The 15,997-nt window shown below is 36.0% G+C and carries 15 protein-coding genes; 7 read left to right on the top strand and 8 right to left on the bottom strand.

Annotation, left to right across the window (positions count from 1 at the left end):
• Positions 1–186 precede the first annotated feature (186 nt).
• On the bottom strand, positions 187–2,103 hold the full coding sequence (acs, locus tag AC06G9_RS18795; protein ID WP_248755628.1) for an acetate--CoA ligase: 1,917 nt from the start codon (positions 2,101–2,103) through the stop codon (positions 187–189).
• A gap of 181 nt (positions 2,104–2,284) precedes the next feature.
• On the opposite strand from acs, the gene AC06G9_RS18790 reads away from it, so the two are divergent.
• Entirely contained in the window at positions 2,285–3,154 is an 870-nt protein-coding gene (locus tag AC06G9_RS18790) for a UbiA prenyltransferase family protein (protein ID WP_480956917.1), read from the top strand.
• Positions 3,155–3,169: 15 nt separating this feature from the next.
• Here AC06G9_RS18790 and AC06G9_RS18785 read toward each other — a convergent pair whose 3' ends face one another.
• Genes AC06G9_RS18785 through rsmA form a run of 4 tightly spaced genes read right to left on the bottom strand, consistent with a single transcriptional unit; the run spans position 3,170 to position 6,961 of the window.
• Positions 3,170–4,102, bottom strand: coding sequence for an NAD(P)-dependent oxidoreductase (locus tag AC06G9_RS18785; protein ID WP_480956916.1), 933 nt, complete (start codon positions 4,100–4,102; stop codon positions 3,170–3,172).
• 8 nt (positions 4,103–4,110) lie between these two features.
• Positions 4,111–5,256 (bottom strand): FAD-dependent monooxygenase, encoded by a 1,146-nt coding sequence (locus AC06G9_RS18780; RefSeq protein ID WP_480956915.1) that lies wholly within the window; start codon positions 5,254–5,256, stop codon positions 4,111–4,113.
• A 14-nt stretch (positions 5,257–5,270) separates the two neighbouring features.
• Positions 5,271–6,146 (bottom strand): hypothetical protein, encoded by an 876-nt coding sequence (locus AC06G9_RS18775; RefSeq protein ID WP_346568165.1) that lies wholly within the window; start codon positions 6,144–6,146, stop codon positions 5,271–5,273.
• A 35-nt stretch (positions 6,147–6,181) separates the two neighbouring features.
• The gene (gene rsmA, locus AC06G9_RS18770) at positions 6,182–6,961 is read right to left on the bottom strand and encodes a 16S rRNA (adenine(1518)-N(6)/adenine(1519)-N(6))-dimethyltransferase RsmA (protein ID WP_248755633.1); all 780 of its coding nucleotides are present in this window, start codon (positions 6,959–6,961) and stop codon (positions 6,182–6,184) included.
• A gap of 192 nt (positions 6,962–7,153) precedes the next feature.
• On the opposite strand from rsmA, the gene AC06G9_RS18765 reads away from it, so the two are divergent.
• The 5 genes from AC06G9_RS18765 to miaA all read left to right on the top strand — a co-directional run bounded on the left by AC06G9_RS18765 (position 7,154) and on the right by miaA (position 11,894).
• Entirely contained in the window at positions 7,154–7,645 is a 492-nt protein-coding gene (locus AC06G9_RS18765; protein ID WP_248755634.1) for a GNAT family N-acetyltransferase, read from the top strand.
• Between the two features lie 70 nt (positions 7,646–7,715).
• Positions 7,716–8,771: a 4-hydroxythreonine-4-phosphate dehydrogenase PdxA gene (gene pdxA / locus AC06G9_RS18760; protein ID WP_346568162.1), complete on the top strand. Its 1,056-nt coding sequence runs from the start codon at positions 7,716–7,718 to the stop codon at positions 8,769–8,771.
• A 117-nt stretch (positions 8,772–8,888) separates the two neighbouring features.
• Positions 8,889–10,322, top strand: coding sequence for a CCA tRNA nucleotidyltransferase (locus AC06G9_RS18755; protein ID WP_346568160.1), 1,434 nt, complete (start codon positions 8,889–8,891; stop codon positions 10,320–10,322).
• Positions 10,323–10,392: 70 nt separating this feature from the next.
• Entirely contained in the window at positions 10,393–10,980 is a 588-nt protein-coding gene (locus AC06G9_RS18750; protein ID WP_045752488.1) for an IS1096 element passenger TnpR family protein, read from the top strand.
• Entirely contained in the window at positions 10,980–11,894 is a 915-nt protein-coding gene (miaA, locus tag AC06G9_RS18745; RefSeq protein ID WP_480956914.1) for a tRNA (adenosine(37)-N6)-dimethylallyltransferase MiaA, read from the top strand. The genes AC06G9_RS18750 and miaA overlap by 1 nt, the downstream gene beginning before the upstream one ends.
• A 127-nt stretch (positions 11,895–12,021) precedes the next feature.
• Here miaA and AC06G9_RS18740 read toward each other — a convergent pair whose 3' ends face one another.
• Positions 12,022–13,092, bottom strand: coding sequence for a branched-chain amino acid aminotransferase (locus AC06G9_RS18740; RefSeq protein WP_248755638.1), 1,071 nt, complete (start codon positions 13,090–13,092; stop codon positions 12,022–12,024).
• A 388-nt stretch (positions 13,093–13,480) separates the two neighbouring features.
• Here AC06G9_RS18740 and AC06G9_RS18735 point away from each other — a divergent pair, with 388 nt between their 5' ends.
• On the top strand, positions 13,481–13,627 hold the full coding sequence (locus AC06G9_RS18735; protein ID WP_248755639.1) for a hypothetical protein: 147 nt from the start codon (positions 13,481–13,483) through the stop codon (positions 13,625–13,627).
• Positions 13,628–13,693: 66 nt separating this feature from the next.
• Here AC06G9_RS18735 and AC06G9_RS18730 read toward each other — a convergent pair whose 3' ends face one another.
• Together AC06G9_RS18730 and lptB are read right to left on the bottom strand one after the other, a co-directional pair.
• A complete protein-coding gene (locus AC06G9_RS18730; RefSeq protein ID WP_094773284.1) occupies positions 13,694–15,208 on the bottom strand; it encodes a GH3 auxin-responsive promoter family protein in 1,515 nt (504 codons plus the stop codon).
• Positions 15,209–15,224: 16 nt separating this feature from the next.
• On the bottom strand, positions 15,225–15,965 hold the full coding sequence (gene lptB / locus AC06G9_RS18725) for an LPS export ABC transporter ATP-binding protein (RefSeq protein ID WP_045753297.1): 741 nt from the start codon (positions 15,963–15,965) through the stop codon (positions 15,225–15,227).
• Between the last annotated feature and the right edge of the window lie 32 nt (positions 15,966–15,997).

Below are 15,997 nucleotides of genomic sequence, written 5' to 3'. Positions count from 1 at the left end.
ATATTGTGAAATGTTTTAAAATTAATTTTTTTAAAGAATTTTGTTTAATTTTTAATGTTAATATAAGTTTTTTTTTGTTTATTCTATTTAAATAGAATATTTTTCAATAAATATGATGTATTGTCTATAAAAACAGAAGCCACCTGATGAGGTGGCTTCTGTTTTTATAAAAATATTAAGTTTTTTTTATTTCTTCAAGTTATCAGCTCCTTCGATGATGGCATCAACAACAGCTGGATCTTGTAAGGTAGAAGTATCTCCTAAATTTGATCTTTCCCCTTCTGCAATTTTTCTAAGGATGCGACGCATGATTTTTCCAGAGCGAGTTTTTGGAAGATCAGATACAAATTGGATAATATCTGGTTTGGCGATAGCACCAATCAATCTCGTAATCGTCTGCATAATATCTTTACGCGTACTTTCATCATCGATATGATGGTGTGCGATTACGTAGGCATAAATACCTTGTCCTTTTACAGGGTGTGGATAACCTACTATTGCCGATTCGACAACATCAGAGTGCATATTGATCGCATTCTCTACTTCGGCAGTACCAATACGGTGCCCTGAAACATTTAACACATCATCTACACGGCCAGTGATTTTGTAGTATCCTTCAGGGTTTCTATAGCAACCATCACCGGTGAAGTACATGTTTTCATAGGTTGCAAAATAGGTTTGACGACAACGCTCATGATCCCCCCAAGTGGTACGTAACATACCTGGCCATGGGAACTTGATACATAGATTGCCAGAGACATCATTTCCTTCAATCTCTTTTCCATTTTCGTCCATAAGGGCTGGTTGCACCCCTGGTAATGGCAACATCGCATATCCCGGTATAGTAGGTGAAATCCCAGCCATAGGAGCGATTAAGATACCGCCATTTTCAGTCTGCCACCAGGTATCAACAATTGGTGCTTTTTCTTTACCCACTTTGCTATTGTACCAGTGCCATGCTTCTTCATTGATAGGCTCTCCAACAGATCCCAGTTTGCGGATGCTGCTCAGATCTTTACCGTCAATAAACGAATCGCCAAAGGCCATTAACGAACGGATAGCTGTTGGTGCTGTATATAAAATATTGACTTTATACTTTTCAACGATATCCCAGAGACGACCAGCGTCAGGAAACGTTGGTGTTCCCTCAAACATCAATGAAGTAGCTCCCTGCGAGAGTGGACCATAGACAATATAAGAGTGACCTGTAATCCAACCAATATCTGCAGTACAGAAATATACTTCTCCCTGCTGATATTGAAATACATTTGAGAAAGTATAACCCGTGTAGACCATATAACCACCTGTGGTATGCACAACTCCTTTTGGTTTCCCTGTAGATCCAGAGGTGTAAAGGATAAATAACGTATCTTCCGAATCCATCTCTTCAGCAGGACAAGCTGGGTTTCCTTGTGTTTCTACCTTCTTGATCTCGTCTTCCCACCATACATCACGACCTTTGATCATGGATACAGGTGTACGCGTTCTTGTCAATACAATTACTTTTTCAACGGTATCACATTGCATCAGCGCATCGTCTACAATGCTCTTTAATTCCAATACTTTTGGACCACGATAGCTACCATCGGACGTAACCACTACTTTACATGCTGCATCATTGATACGGTCAGCAATAGATTGTGCTGAGAAACCTCCGAATACGACATTATGGATAGCGCCGATACGTGCACATGCCAGAGTTGCAATGACCAATTCAGGTACCATCGGTAAATAAATACACACACGGTCTCCTTTGCGGATATTGTTATTTTTTAGAACGTTGGCAAACTGTTCAACCTTCTGTAAAAGTTGTTTGTAAGATAAAATACGATGTGCTTCATTTGGATCATTGGGTTCCCAAATAATAGCTGGTTTATCTCCTAAATTATAAATGTGACGATCTAGACAATTTTCTGTAATATTTAATTTACCACCTTCGAACCATTTTACATTAGGTTCCGTGAAATTCCAATTCAGAACATTTGTCCATTTTCTTTTCCAAAAAAAGTTTTCCGCTATCTCTCCCCAGAAAGCTTCCGGGTCTTCTACACTTTTTTTATAAACTTCTTGATATTCTTCAAATGATTTGATTTGTAGACTCATATTTTGGTTTTATTAATTTCAATCCCTAAAAACGCAATTTGGTTGATTAAACAAGTTCATTAGGAATCAGCTAATTTAGTTTTTTTTGCGACAAAAGGCAATTTATAAAATTTATAATTTGAAATTTAACTTTTTTATAACACTATTGTTATATTGCTCATGATATAATAGATTGATCTGTATGGATGTACTAAAAAAAGTATATTATTTTTTGATTTTTAGCAATATACTAATTGCTCTTGCGGCGGCTTCACAATGCGTATTGACATATGTGATCTTGGATCAGGAGGTCAATGGTTATATCGCACTAATTGAAGGAGCAGCGACACTTGCTCTTTACAATTTTAGTTTAATCTTATCCAAACCTCAACATCCCGAAAGATCAATATATGCCCGAACAAGATGGGTTTTTAAATACGAACGATTTTTATTGATCAATACCTGTTTAGCAGCATGTATATGTATATGGTGTCTTTTTCATATCCATCTTTATGCGATCTTTTTCTTAGGTATCATCGGGCTTGTGAGTGTATTGTATAGTCTTCCTATCATTCCTTTAAGAGGACGATGGGGGGGATTAAGACAGATTCCAGCAATGAAAATTTTCCATATTGCTTTTGTCTGGGTGTTGAGTAGTATATTTTTACCTTATGTCGAGTTGTACAGCAATAATATTTTGGTAAATCTCAATTTATTATATTATCTCGCTGGATTGAAGTTTATTTTCTTGATTATCTGTACATTGCCTTTCGATATTCGAGATATCAAACAAGATTCGTACTATCATCTCCGAACATTGCCTAATATGCTCGGAGAAAGTAGAGCAAAGAGCCTATGCTATTTATTGCTAAGCTTACATAGTCTCTTGATTTTAGGTGCTCCTTATGATCTCGTGCTCAAAATGGGGCTTTTACTCACTAATGTAATCATTGTACTTTTATTGAGGTTGATTGTTTTCAAGAGGAATGACCATTATCATTATGCTTATTTATTAGACGTAAGTTTGGTTCTTCAATTTGTAGTGGTTGTCTTTGTCCAATATTTTGCCTGACCGCAATGTAAATGCTTATTTATTAAAAAGTGCAATAATCTTTTCAGCAACAACATCAGATAGTTTATAATAACTCTCAAATGTCCAGCCTGCTACATGTGGACTTAATAATACATTGTCTCTACTGGCTAAATCAGAAAACCAGGATTGCTCTGCAAGGGCAGGAAATTTTTCAACAGGTAGCACATCAAAAGCTGCTCCTATGATTTTACCTTCATCCATCGCTTTTAAAACAGCTGGAACTTCAACAATTCCCCCGCGAGCACCTAACAAGAAAAATAAGGGTTTCCTAAAATGATGCAGATATTCTTGATTTATCAACCCTTTAGTTTCTGGAGTTAGCGGGATGTGAAAACTGAGTACATCCGCCTGTTTGACCACTTCTTCCATAGCAACTTCTTTGGCAAATTGATCTGTAAATCCCGTCTTATATTTATCATAGGCAATCACGTTAACATCAAATCCTGAAAGTTTTTTTGCCATCGCTTGTCCATTATGACCATAGCCAATGAGTGCAACAGTTCTTCCTTTTAATTCATAGCCTCGATTGGGTTCTCGACGCCATAGACCATTTTTAATTTCTTGATTTCCGTTGTTGAGATGATTCATTAAAGAAAGTAACATGCCGATCATATGCTCTCCAACAGCGTCTCGATTTCCCTCATTTGCACTGATGAGTTTAATTCCTTTCGATACAGCATAAGCTTCATCGATGTTGTCCATACCCGCTCCACAGCGTGCGATAAATTGCAGATTACTTGCTAAATCTATAAACTGTTTGTCAACTTGAAATTTCGATCTGATGACTAATCCGGTATAAGCTACGATTGCATTTTCAGCATCAGTTCTGGAAAAGTCTGGTTTGTAATCATAAGCAATACCAGCTTGCTCCAATTTTTGAAGAAGTACGGTATGCGCATCATCTACGATTAATACTTTTGTTTTCATTTGATTTTTTATTTCATAAAATCAACACTTAAAAGTGTTTTCAATTGATGTTGTTTGATTTTCTCTGGAAGTATGGTCATCAGCGTATTTCGAGCCATGATACTGATCGGGTTTTGCCATTGTGCGATCTTTCCTATAGTCCAAGAAGTTTCTGTGATATACCGCGTCCTTTTTAATCTCCTTTGTTCGAAATGTTTAAAAGCTAGCGTGACATCCTCTGTCTTCTTCAATTCGTCCACTAATACGGCTACGTCTTCTATCGCTTGGCAAGCACCTTGTCCCATGTTTGGAGTAGTTGCATGTCCAGCATCTCCAATAAATAAGATATTGCCTAATGCAAGATGTTTTAGAGGTTTAATATCAATGATATCATTCCAGATGAGTTGTTCGTCTTTTGTTTCGGCTAACACCTTTGGTATAGGGTCATGGTAATGAGCAAAATTCAGCCTGAGATCCTCGATGGTATAATTACTATACTGAGCACTATTTGGCTCCGCATTGATGCAAGCATACCAATAGATCTTGTTTCCAACAAGTGGAGTCATTCCAAAACGTCCTTTACTACCCCAAGTCTCGAAACCGGTCTTGAGGTTTATGTGGGCATTGTCAATGGTGGCACGCCAACAGGTATAGCCTGCATATCGAGGAGCTGAATGAGGGATTAATTGCTGTCTTAGTTGAGATTTTACACCGTCGGCAACAATCAAATAATCAGTTTTGTGTACAGTTCCATCTTCAAAGAAAACAGCAATACCAACTGCGTCTTCTTCAACTTTGAATGCTCTTTTTCCTAAATGCAAGTCCGTGATATTTATTTGCTGGAGTAGAAATTGATGTAAATCGGCACGGTGGATGGCAAAATTATCCTGTTCATATTGCGTGCTGATCTTCTTGGTCTCGGGAGATGCTAGAATTTTCCCTTGTTCATCTAGGATATTATAATTTTCTAAATAATGACCCAGAGGGATCACCCCATCTTTAAGATCTAAATAGTCAAGTGCCTGTATGGCATTGGCTGCTAATCCAAAGCCAGCACCAATACCTGCTAATATTTTTGCACTTTCAAAGATTGATACCTGTATCCCAATCTTATTTAAACCAATTGCTGCGGTTAATCCAGCAACTCCACCACCAATTATCGTAAATCTTTTCACATACAGCGAATTAATTATTCAATAGTCAAGGTACGATCTTTTTTATTAATGCAAAATTTCAATAGACGTTTTTTAAAGGAGGAAATGTGTCGATGATAGGGTGTTTTTATCCATTCTTCGGTATCGATTAGCTCAGCTACATCTTCGGGCTTATGAGCGGCAAGCAGCAAAGGCATTAAAAAATCTAAAATTTTTTGATGCCACTCCTCTTTATTTCCCCAATAGTGCAGTATCCAAGAATCAGCAACTTTTAAATTTCCGTGTTTTTCTAACACAACCGAGAATGCGAATTGTTCTTTTACACGACAAACAATTTTTTGGTCACACAGTGTATCATTGAATAAAAGTACATCATCTAATAATTTGATTTTGTCCTGCTGATTTAGTGCGATGATGCCAGAATTCCACATACGAATCGTATCATCCATCACGATATTATTAATTTTTGTACCTCCAATGATTTTCCACATCCTCTTATGGTCGTTGGTAATCTGCTTATCCGATAGGAACCGCTCTTTTAAATGAAGAAAATTGTGTCCGGAAGAAAGCTGACCGATCAGTTGATCTAAAGGTGCAATTGCCATCGTATCTGAATCTAAAAAGATGAGGTGACCATCATCTTTTAAAGCAGCATCTTGCATGGCTTTAATTTTAGTCCTATAGAAATATTGAGTAGGGCCTATCCAATTCTCGAATGTCTGAAGATCGATATGGCGAATCTCAATTAACGCTGATAACCACTTATAATATTCAGGATGGTCTGTGTAAATGACATATTTAATTGCTTCGCTTCTAAATTTTACAAGACTGAGCAAACTGAATATGGTCTGAAGGTGATAAGCAAATTTTTCACCTAAAGCGATATATATAAAAGTGGTCTTCAGATTCATAAAAATCAAATCAGGTTAAAAAACAAGATATTAACTTACAGTTCGCTGGCAATTTCATTAGTCAGGACTATAAAGTCATTGACAGTCAGTCTTTCTGCACGTAGCTCGTACAATGGATTGTCAGACATTTTATCTTTTGTAACTACCGCCGACAATGAATTTCGTAATGTTTTTCTTCTTTGATTAAAAGCTGATTTTACCACTCTCCAGAATAACTTTTCATCACAATCTAATTCCTGACGCTCATTTCTAGTCATTCTAATCACCCCAGAAAGCACTTTTGGTGGGGGATTAAATGCACCTGCTTTAACTGTAAAAAGATATTCAACATGATAGTATGCTTGTAAGAAAACACTCAAAATTCCATATTCCTTACTACCAGCTTTTGCCGTACACCTTTCAGCAACCTCTTTTTGAAACATACCCGTCATTTGAACCACACGATTGCGTTCGTCCAATATTTTAAATAAGATCTGAGATGATATATTATAGGGGAAATTACCGATAATAGCTATTTTTTCATCAAAATGCTTTGCAAAATCCAGCGTCAGAAAATCACCATGAATCAATCGGTGTTCTAACTGAGGATATTTGTCTGCTAAAAATTCGATAGACTCATCATCCACATCAATCATCCATGTTTCATATGCCGTATTTTGCAGTAGGAAATCGGAAAGAACACCCATTCCAGGACCAACCTCTAGTACTTGTGTAAATCCTAACGTAGGATTTAAAGCATCAACTATTTTTTGTGCTGCATTTTTATCATTCAAAAAGTGTTGCCCTAAATGTTTCTTGGCTCTTACTGTACTCATATTATGCTCGTATTTGCTACAAACTTAGATAAATTTGTTTTATTCACAATTTTAATTAAGTCATATAATAAAAAATAAAGTTAACGATTTAATTGCTTTGAGCTCGAAAGTTCGTTCTGCTCTTACAACGTCATTATTTTATTATGGAAAAAGCAGTAACTTGTCTAGTAGGAATGTAATATGATAAACCCAATGATAGAAAATTTATTATCCGTTTCTTTAGTTAACTATGAAGACGCGCATTATGAACAATTGTCCTATGTGTTAGATGAAAAGCAGCGCCACTTCACAAAAACTGTATATCAATATATTGTAATTGACGAAGTTCAAAAAATCAAGAATAAATATCCCATTACTATATTATATCACGAAAATCCTGTTGGTTTTTTCCTATTAGATCGTACTGTGGATCACCTGCTCTTTACGGGTAATCCAAATTCGATATTATTGAGAGGATTATCTTTAAATCCTAGTTTTCAAGGGAAAGGAATCGCAAGACAGGCATTGTTATTATTAGATTCCTTTGTTAAGAGTCTAATTGAGGATATTGATGAGATTGTGCTGACGGTGAATATTGAAAATCATCATGCGTATCAATTATATCGCCAAATAGATTATCAGGACAGTGGTAGATTTAAAAATGGTCGTTATGGTTTACAGCATATGCTTTTTAAACGAATTTGATATTTCGATCAAACCTTGACTATTTCGTATAATTTTAATTACTTTTGAGTCAATAATTTCATTTTTTACTATGGCTGACAAATTAAAAATAGGTATTACAGTAGGCGATATTAATGGTATCGGATTGGAAGTGATTATTAAATCATTGTTGGACAATCGTGTATTAGAATTTTTCACTCCAATTGTTTATGGTAATACAAAAGTTGCGTCTTTTCATAGAAAGGCATTAGGCGTCAATGATTTTAGTTTTAATGTCATCAATGATCCTGAACAGGCAAATCCTAAACGTGCTAACATGATTAACTGCTGGCAAGAGGATGTTAAGATTACCTTAGGGGAAGAAAATGAAATTGGGGGCAAATATGCCTTTATTTCGTTAGAAAAAGCTATTGAAGACCTGAATGCTGGAAAGATAGATGCGGTTGTGACAGCTCCTATAAACAAACACAATATTCAACAGGAAGGCTTTCATTTTCCTGGACATACAGAATATTTGCAAGAGAAGACAAATGCTAATGATGTGTTGATGTTTATGATTTGCGATGAGCTTCGCGTTGGTGTTGTGACAGGTCATATTCCGGTGAAAGATGTTGCCGAGCATATTACAGAGGAAGCAATCATGAATAAATTGGTGTTAATGAATGATAGTCTAAAAAAGGACTTTTGGATTCAAAAACCAAAAATTGCTGTATTGGGGCTCAATCCTCATGCAGGAGATAATGGTGTGATCGGTACGGAAGATGATACGATCATTAGACCAACTTTGGAAAAGGCGCGAGAGAAAGGAATGCTTTGTTTTGGACCTTATCCTGCAGATGGTTTTTTTGCTAATCATGCATATGAAAAATTTGATGCTGTATTAGCGATGTATCATGATCAGGGATTGATTCCCTTTAAGCATATAGCAAAACGTAATGGCGTTAATTTCACTGCTGGTTTGCCCATTGTGCGGACTTCTCCCGATCATGGAACAGGTTATGATATTGCAGGAAAAAATATTGCTGCACATGAATCATTTATGGAAGCGATATTTCAGGCCGTCCATATTGTTGGCCGTCGTCGTGAGCAAGCTGAGCTTACCCAAAACCCATTAGCTTTTCGCAAGCTCTCTCGAGATCGTGACTAGCAAATCGCTAATAATATCATTAGTCTTGTGTGCTTATATCATAAGACTAATGCCTATTTTATAATAAATTCCTTACTTTTGCATCCTAGTGGTTTTTTAAGGACCTAGATTCATGCTATGAGTGATAATTTACAACATCCTATTTTCCCAATCATTAAAGAGTTAGCCGAAAAAACGAGCACGGAATGCTACGTTATTGGCGGTTATGTGCGTGATCGAATCATGCAACGGCAGTTTAATAATGATGTGGATATTGTTGTTATCGGAAGTGGAATTGAATTTGCTACTGCTCTCGGGAATCTTTTAAAAACGAAAGTCGCTGTTTATAAAAGTTTTGGAACAGCAATGCTGGTTTTTGAAGGATTGAATGTCGAATTTGTCGGTGCCCGTAAAGAATCTTATCGCAGCAATTCGAGAAAACCTATTGTTGAAGATGGCACTTTGGAAGATGATCAAAATCGTCGTGACTTTACAATTAATGCCATGGCTTATTCATTGAATAAAGAAAATTATGGACAATTGTTAGATCCATTCAATGGAGTAGGAGATATTGAATTGCGGACTATTCGTACACCACTTGATCCTATTGTCACTTTTTCGGACGATCCTTTACGCATGTTGCGTGCAATTCGTTTTGCTACACAATTGAATTTTAAAATAGATCTGGATGCCGTTCGGGCAATTACTGATACGAAAGAACGGATACGTATTATTTCTAAAGAGCGGATTATTGATGAAATCAATAAAATTATTTTATCGAAAAAACCTTCTATAGGTTTTAAATATTTATTTGATACAGGTTTGTTACCATTGGTTTTTCCTGCTATGCAAAATTTATATGGTGTAGAGATTATTGATGGTAAGGGACATAAAGATAATTTTTACCATACGTTAGAAGTTTTGGATAATGTGTGCGAAACAACAGATGATCTTTGGTTAAGATGGGCAGCTATCATGCACGATATAGCAAAGCCTGCTACAAAGAGATTTGACAAGAAACTAGGATGGACATTCCATGGGCATGAGGACAAAGGAGCAAGAATGGTTCCTAAGTTATTTGCTGAGCTGAAACTGCCATTGAATGAAAAAATGAAGTTTGTACAAAAGCTCGTATTGTTACACCTACGACCGATCGTACTGGCTCAAGATATTGTTACTGATTCGGCAGTACGTCGTTTGTTGTTCGAGGCAGGTGATGATATCGATGCGTTGATGCAATTATGCCATGCAGATGTAACAACAAAAAACGAATATAAAAAGAAGAAATATCGTCAGAATTTTGAATTGGTCAAGCAGAAGCTTAAAGATGTGGAAGAGCGCGATCAAATTAGAAATTGGCAGCCCCCGATTTCTGGAGAAGATATTATGGAAGTCTTTGGAATAGGTCCTGGCCGTGAAGTTGGAAAAATAAAAAATGCCATTAGAGAAGCAATTTTGGAAGGGGAAATACCTAATGCCAAAATGGATGCTTATCATTTTATGGTCAATAGAGCTGAAGAATTAGGCTTGACTATTAGAAAGGCATGGGATTTGAATACAACTGTTAAATAAAAAAAGTAATTTTAATTGTTTCAATTTGTATTGAAACTCATCTTGTTAACAAACAAAACGAATATTAAAAATGGCTATTTATAGATTCAGAATCACTTTTGAAGATTATGAGGATGTGTATAGAGAAATCGATATGCTTTCAAAACAAACTTTTTTAGAATTACATGAGGCTATCCATAAGACAACTGCTTATGAAGCTGAACGTACATCTTCCTTTTATGTCAGTAATGACCAATGGAAAAAAGGAACTGAAATTGCTTTTTTACCAACTGCCCGTAAAGTATCAGAGGGTGTTTTATTAATGGAGAATATTCGTTTAAGTAAGTTTATCGATGATCCTCATCAAAAGTTTTATTACATCTATAATTTTGATCACCCTTATGAATTTCATGTGGAATTGATTAAGATTTTGAAAGAAGAGGAAGGTAAAACTTATCCAGTAGTATTTAAAACTGTAGGAGCAGCTCCTAAATCTTTAGGAGCAGCCAATTTTCCAGTCGCAGATCCGCTAGATGATGATGAGGAGGAAGAAGTTTTGGTTGATGAAACACAATATGGTGTGGATGACGACGAAGAATTTGACTTGTTTGACGGAGATGATGAAGAGGAAGAAGATAAATCTGAAAAAGAGAGTGGCGGCTCGTTTGACGAATATTAATGTTGGATAGTAAGCAAAAGCATAAAAAAACGTTAATCTCAATAGTAGGTCCTACAGCGGTAGGTAAGACCGCTATGGCGATTCAGCTTGCCCAGCATTTTGATACTGAAATTATATCGGCAGATTCAAGACAGTTCTATCGAGAAATGAATATTGGGACAGCTAAACCAACGCCATTTGAATTAGGTCAAGCCCCCCATCATTTTATTAACTCTCATACGATTGAAGCAGATTATTCTGCGGGTGATTTTGAAAGAGATGCCCTTGATAAAATTACTTCCTTGTTTGAAAAAAAGGACATTGTCATTATGGTCGGTGGATCGGGTTTATTTGTGCAAGCAGTATGCGAAGGTCTTGACAATTTACCGAAAGCTTTGCCGGAAGTTCGTGAACAATTAAATAAAAGATTTGAAACTGCTGGTATAGTACCATTGCAAGAGTATTTAAAAGAAGTAGATCCGATCTATTATACTCAAGTTGATCTTTCAAATGTCCAACGTGTGATTCGTGCTCTGGAAGTGTTTGAGACTACAGGATTACCGTTTTCTAATTTTTTAAATCATACAAAATCGGAGCGTCCCTTTCATATCGTGACTATTGGACTAAATATGGATCGAGTTGCTTTATATGAACGTATCAATAAACGGGTCGATTTAATGTTACAAGAAGGATTATTGGAAGAGGTGAAATCATTGATTCCTTATCAGCATAAGCCAGCGTTAATGACTGTCGGATATGCTGAAATATTTGCTTTTTTAGATGGAACTATTTCTTGGGAGGAAGCTGTTGACAAAATAAAACAGAACTCGAGAAGATATGCGAAGAGACAAATTACTTGGTTCAAGAAGAATAAAGATACCACTTGGTTTGATCCGCAAGATAAAAATCAGATTATAGACTATATTCAATCCTAATTTTTGCATTTATCAACAGAGTTATCCACATTATGTTAATAACTCTGTTGATAAAGAAATATAGATAAAAAAAAGCGCTATGTTAAGAGTATGAACGTAGCGCTTTTTTTTTAGATCTAATAATTTTCTATTCTACAATCATATTCCAACCAAATTCATCTGTAATTCTGCCATAACGAAGATCATCTAAATAAGTTAATACTTTTTTAGAAAAATCGCGACCTTCAACTGGCGGCAATTGAAATAATTCACCTTCATATCCGATCGTAGCAATTGGTGTTAATGTCGCGGCAGTTCCAGCTGCAAATGCATCTGTCACAATACCTGCTTTAATACCATCGATAAGCTCTTTTACGGACACTCTGCGTTGTTCTGTTTTATAACCCCACTTATCTGCGAGTTCCATAATAGTACGGCGTGTCACTCCATGCAATATCGTATCACCATGCGGTGTAATGATACTATCGCCGATACGGAAGATGAGGTTGGCTGTACCAGCTTCCTCGATGTACTGATGTTCCGAAGCATCTGTCCACATCAATTGGTCAAAACCTTCATCATTCGCTAAGCGAGTTGGATATAGAGATAATGCATAGTTACCTGCATTTTTTGAAAATCCTACACCACCTTCAGCTGCACGGGTATAGTGTGTTTCTACCTTTAATTTTAAAGGATTACTATAATAAGCACCTACTGGACTAGTAATGATGATAAATTTGTATGAATTAGAGGGGTGTACGCCCAATGCCGCCTCTGTTGCGAACATAAAAGGACGAATATATAAAGAGGTGCCAGGTGCATTAGGTACCCAATTACTATCAGTCGATAGTAGTTTCTTTAATCCACCTAAAAAGATTTCTTCGGGTACTTCAGGCATTTCTAAACGTGCTGCAGACTTGTTAAATCTTTCCCAATTTTTGTCAGGACGGAAAATACTGATGGTACCATCTTGAAATTTGTACGCTTTGATACCTTCAAAAATAGCTTGACCATAATGTAATGCTGACATCGAAGGACTTATATTAATATCGCCATAAGGCACAATACTAACATCTGTCCATGCTCCATCTTGATAGTTTGCGACCAACATGTGGTCGGATAATATTTTTCCAAATTTTAGATTGTTAAAATCTACTTGCGAGAGTCTCGATTCTTTTGTGGGCTCTACGCGAATTGAATAATTTTCTGTCGCGCTCATTGTATTTAAATTACGTATGCTAAAGTAGGAAAAAAACTATGAATTTGAAGGATAAATACACAGTTTAAGCTATTTTGTTCTATTACAATATATTTTATTATAATAAGATAAAATTGTCTCTTTTTTAGGATTCGCGTTTTTTTTTATGGACACTAACTTATTAGGGATGAAAGGCAAATCACTTTTTTGTCATCGTTTTATAGCAATTTCTTAATTTAAAATTTCTTCCATATTAAATTTATATGAATTCACATAGAAATCATAATGTGGCATGTTATTTGGTTTAACGCAATCACAATGGTTAACTGTCCAAGACAGTAGACTTTAAGTTAGCTCACACTTTTTAAACAGATATTAATTAATAACAACAAACTAAATGATTAAAGCCATGCAAGAATTAAACAGTAAAAGAAATGCATTGGAAGAGGATGAATTAGAGTTTGATCAAAAGACAGCTGTGGAAAAAAATGGATTTTCACTAAATTTTATTTTAGGTTTTTTTGTTTTCCTTTATAAAACAGCTATCAAACCGTAAGTACTTCCTAATTTTTCAGTAGAGACAAGTACTCAACAAATGAATAGGAGAAATCTAAAATTTCTCCTATTTTTTTATTATCGCTAATAGGGGCTCTAAGTAATCACGGTTATTGGATAACCTCGGAACTTTATTTTGACCACCAAGTTTTCCTTTTGATTTCATCCATTCAAAGAATGTATAATTAGGGGCATTATGAATCACGGGAAATTGTAGTGCCATGTTTTTATAACGTTTCGCATCATAATCAGAATTAATCTCTCGGAGCGTTTCATCCAATATTTTGCAGAAGGTTTCAAAATTATCAGGTTGTTGTTCAAATTCTATAATCCATTCATGAGCTCCAGCTTCACCTTCCTTGAAGTAAATCGGACCAGCGGTATAATCTTTCACAATAGCATGGGTTATTTCACTCGCCTTCTTTATAGCATCCTCAGCATTGTCTACGATAAGTTCCTCTCCAAAGGTATTGATAAATTGCTTTGTACGTCCTGTTATCTGAATACGATATGGAGATAGGGTGACAAATTTAATGGTATCTCCGATCATATATCGCCATAAACCAGCGTTGGTCGAAATAATCAAAGCATAGTTTTTATTTAATTCTACTTCATGCAAGCCTAATGTTTGCGGATTTTCGTCGTATAGATTTTCAATAGGTAAAAATTCGTAATAGATACCATAGTCAAGCATTAATAGTAATTCTTCAGAATCGGACATGTCCTGTAAGGCAAAGTATCCCTCAGAAGCATTGTAATTCTCTAAATAATACATTTTATCGGAAGGAATCAATTTTTTAAATTGTTCACGATAGGGTTTAAAACTTACACCTCCATGCGTATAAAATTCTAAGTTAGGCCATACCTCCAGTAAATTATTCTTTCCTGTAATTTCCAATATTTTCTTTGCCAGTACAATATTCCAAGTCGGAACTCCTGCTAGATTAGTGACATTTTCATGAATGGTAATATTCGCAACCTTTTCTATTTTTTCCTCAAAGTCAGGAAGCAAAGTTACTTCTAAATTGGGCGTTCTTTTGAACTCAGCCCAAAAAGGGAGATTTCTTAATAATATGGAAGATAGATCGCCATAATATGAATCTGAACTAAAACTATTAATTTGTGAACTACCTCCGAGTACAACAGATTTACCGCTGAAAATTTGGCTCTCTGGCTTATTGTTGAAGTAAATTGTCAACATATCTTTGCCACCTTGGAAGTGACATTCAGTTAGGCACTCTTCACTTACCGGGATAAATTTACTCCGGTCGGATGTTGTTCCCGAAGATTTAGCAAACCACTTGATATCTGAAGGCCACAATATATTTTGCTCCCCTTTGATCATACGATCAATATAAGGTTTTAACGAATTGTAATCTTGTATAGGAACTCTGTTTTTAAATTCTTCTGGAGTTAAAATACTATTATAATCATATTTTTTGCCCCACTCTGTTGCTTCTGCTGATGATATTAAACTTTGAAACCATTCTTCTTGTACATCATGTGGATATTTCATGAACAATTCAATCTGATGAATCCGCTTCTTCATGAACCAAGTTAATAGTGAATCTAATATTGCCATATCAAGTGGAGTAAGTTTAAGTATTTAACTTTTTGCGACGGAGTTCGAAATGTTGTCCCAGATAAAATTTACGCGCCATTTCATTGCTAGCAATTTCCTCGGGAGTACCTGTCAACATAATTTTTCCTTCTGTTAGTAAATAAGCTCTGTCAGTAATGGACAATGTTTCTTGAACATTATGGTCAGTGATGAGGATTCCGATATTGCGTGTTTTGAGTTTCGCTACAATCGTTTGAATCTCTTCTACCGCAATTGGATCCACACCCGCAAATGGCTCATCCAACAGGATGAAAGAAGGATTGGCTGCTAGAGCTCGGGCTATTTCTGTACGACGTCTTTCGCCTCCAGATAATAAATCACCTCTATTTTTACGAACCCGATTAAGACTAAATTCGGCTAGTAGTTCTTCCAGTTTTTCCAAACGCTCTTTTTTATTGGGGTAGTGTATTTCCAATACAGAGAGGATGTTGTGTTCTACAGACAGCTTTCTAAAGATAGAAGCTTCTTGGGCAAGATAACCAATTCCTTTTTGAGCACGTTGGTACATGGCATCCTGCGTGATTTCCTGATCATCTAAATATACATGACCTTCATTGGGCTTTATCAATCCAACAATCATATAAAACGAGGTGGTCTTTCCTGCTCCATTAGGTCCTAAAAGACCTACAATTTCGCCTTGCTCTACTTGGAAAGAAACATCGTTCACAACAGTACGTTGTTTGTATTTTTTGATGAGATGTTCAGCTCTTAGTATCATTTTATGTCGTATTTTAACTCAAGATAACAATC

This window comes from Sphingobacterium sp. MAE (assembly GCF_056711605.1).
The sequence above is the reverse complement of the archived record's forward strand: the minus strand, read 5'-3'. Positions and strand labels throughout refer to the sequence as shown.

Coding starts and splice junctions, on each gene's coding strand:
- acs (WP_248755628.1), bottom strand. CDS start 2,103: ATGAGTCTACAAATCAAATCATTTGAAGAATATCAAGAAGTTTATAAA.
- AC06G9_RS18790 (WP_480956917.1), top strand. CDS start 2,285: ATGGATGTACTAAAAAAAGTATATTATTTTTTGATTTTTAGCAATATA.
- AC06G9_RS18785 (WP_480956916.1), bottom strand. CDS start 4,102: ATGAAAACAAAAGTATTAATCGTAGATGATGCGCATACCGTACTTCTT.
- AC06G9_RS18775 (WP_346568165.1), bottom strand. CDS start 6,146: ATGAATCTGAAGACCACTTTTATATATATCGCTTTAGGTGAAAAATTT.
- rsmA (WP_248755633.1), bottom strand. CDS start 6,961: ATGAGTACAGTAAGAGCCAAGAAACATTTAGGGCAACACTTTTTGAAT.
- AC06G9_RS18765 (WP_248755634.1), top strand. CDS start 7,154: ATGATAGAAAATTTATTATCCGTTTCTTTAGTTAACTATGAAGACGCG.
- pdxA (WP_346568162.1), top strand. CDS start 7,716: ATGGCTGACAAATTAAAAATAGGTATTACAGTAGGCGATATTAATGGT.
- AC06G9_RS18755 (WP_346568160.1), top strand. CDS start 8,889: ATGAGTGATAATTTACAACATCCTATTTTCCCAATCATTAAAGAGTTA.
- AC06G9_RS18750 (WP_045752488.1), top strand. CDS start 10,393: ATGGCTATTTATAGATTCAGAATCACTTTTGAAGATTATGAGGATGTG.
- miaA (WP_480956914.1), top strand. CDS start 10,980: ATGTTGGATAGTAAGCAAAAGCATAAAAAAACGTTAATCTCAATAGTA.
- AC06G9_RS18740 (WP_248755638.1), bottom strand. CDS start 13,092: ATGAGCGCGACAGAAAATTATTCAATTCGCGTAGAGCCCACAAAAGAA.
- AC06G9_RS18735 (WP_248755639.1), top strand. CDS start 13,481: ATGCAAGAATTAAACAGTAAAAGAAATGCATTGGAAGAGGATGAATTA.
- AC06G9_RS18730 (WP_094773284.1), bottom strand. CDS start 15,208: ATGGCAATATTAGATTCACTATTAACTTGGTTCATGAAGAAGCGGATT.
- lptB (WP_045753297.1), bottom strand. CDS start 15,965: ATGATACTAAGAGCTGAACATCTCATCAAAAAATACAAACAACGTACT.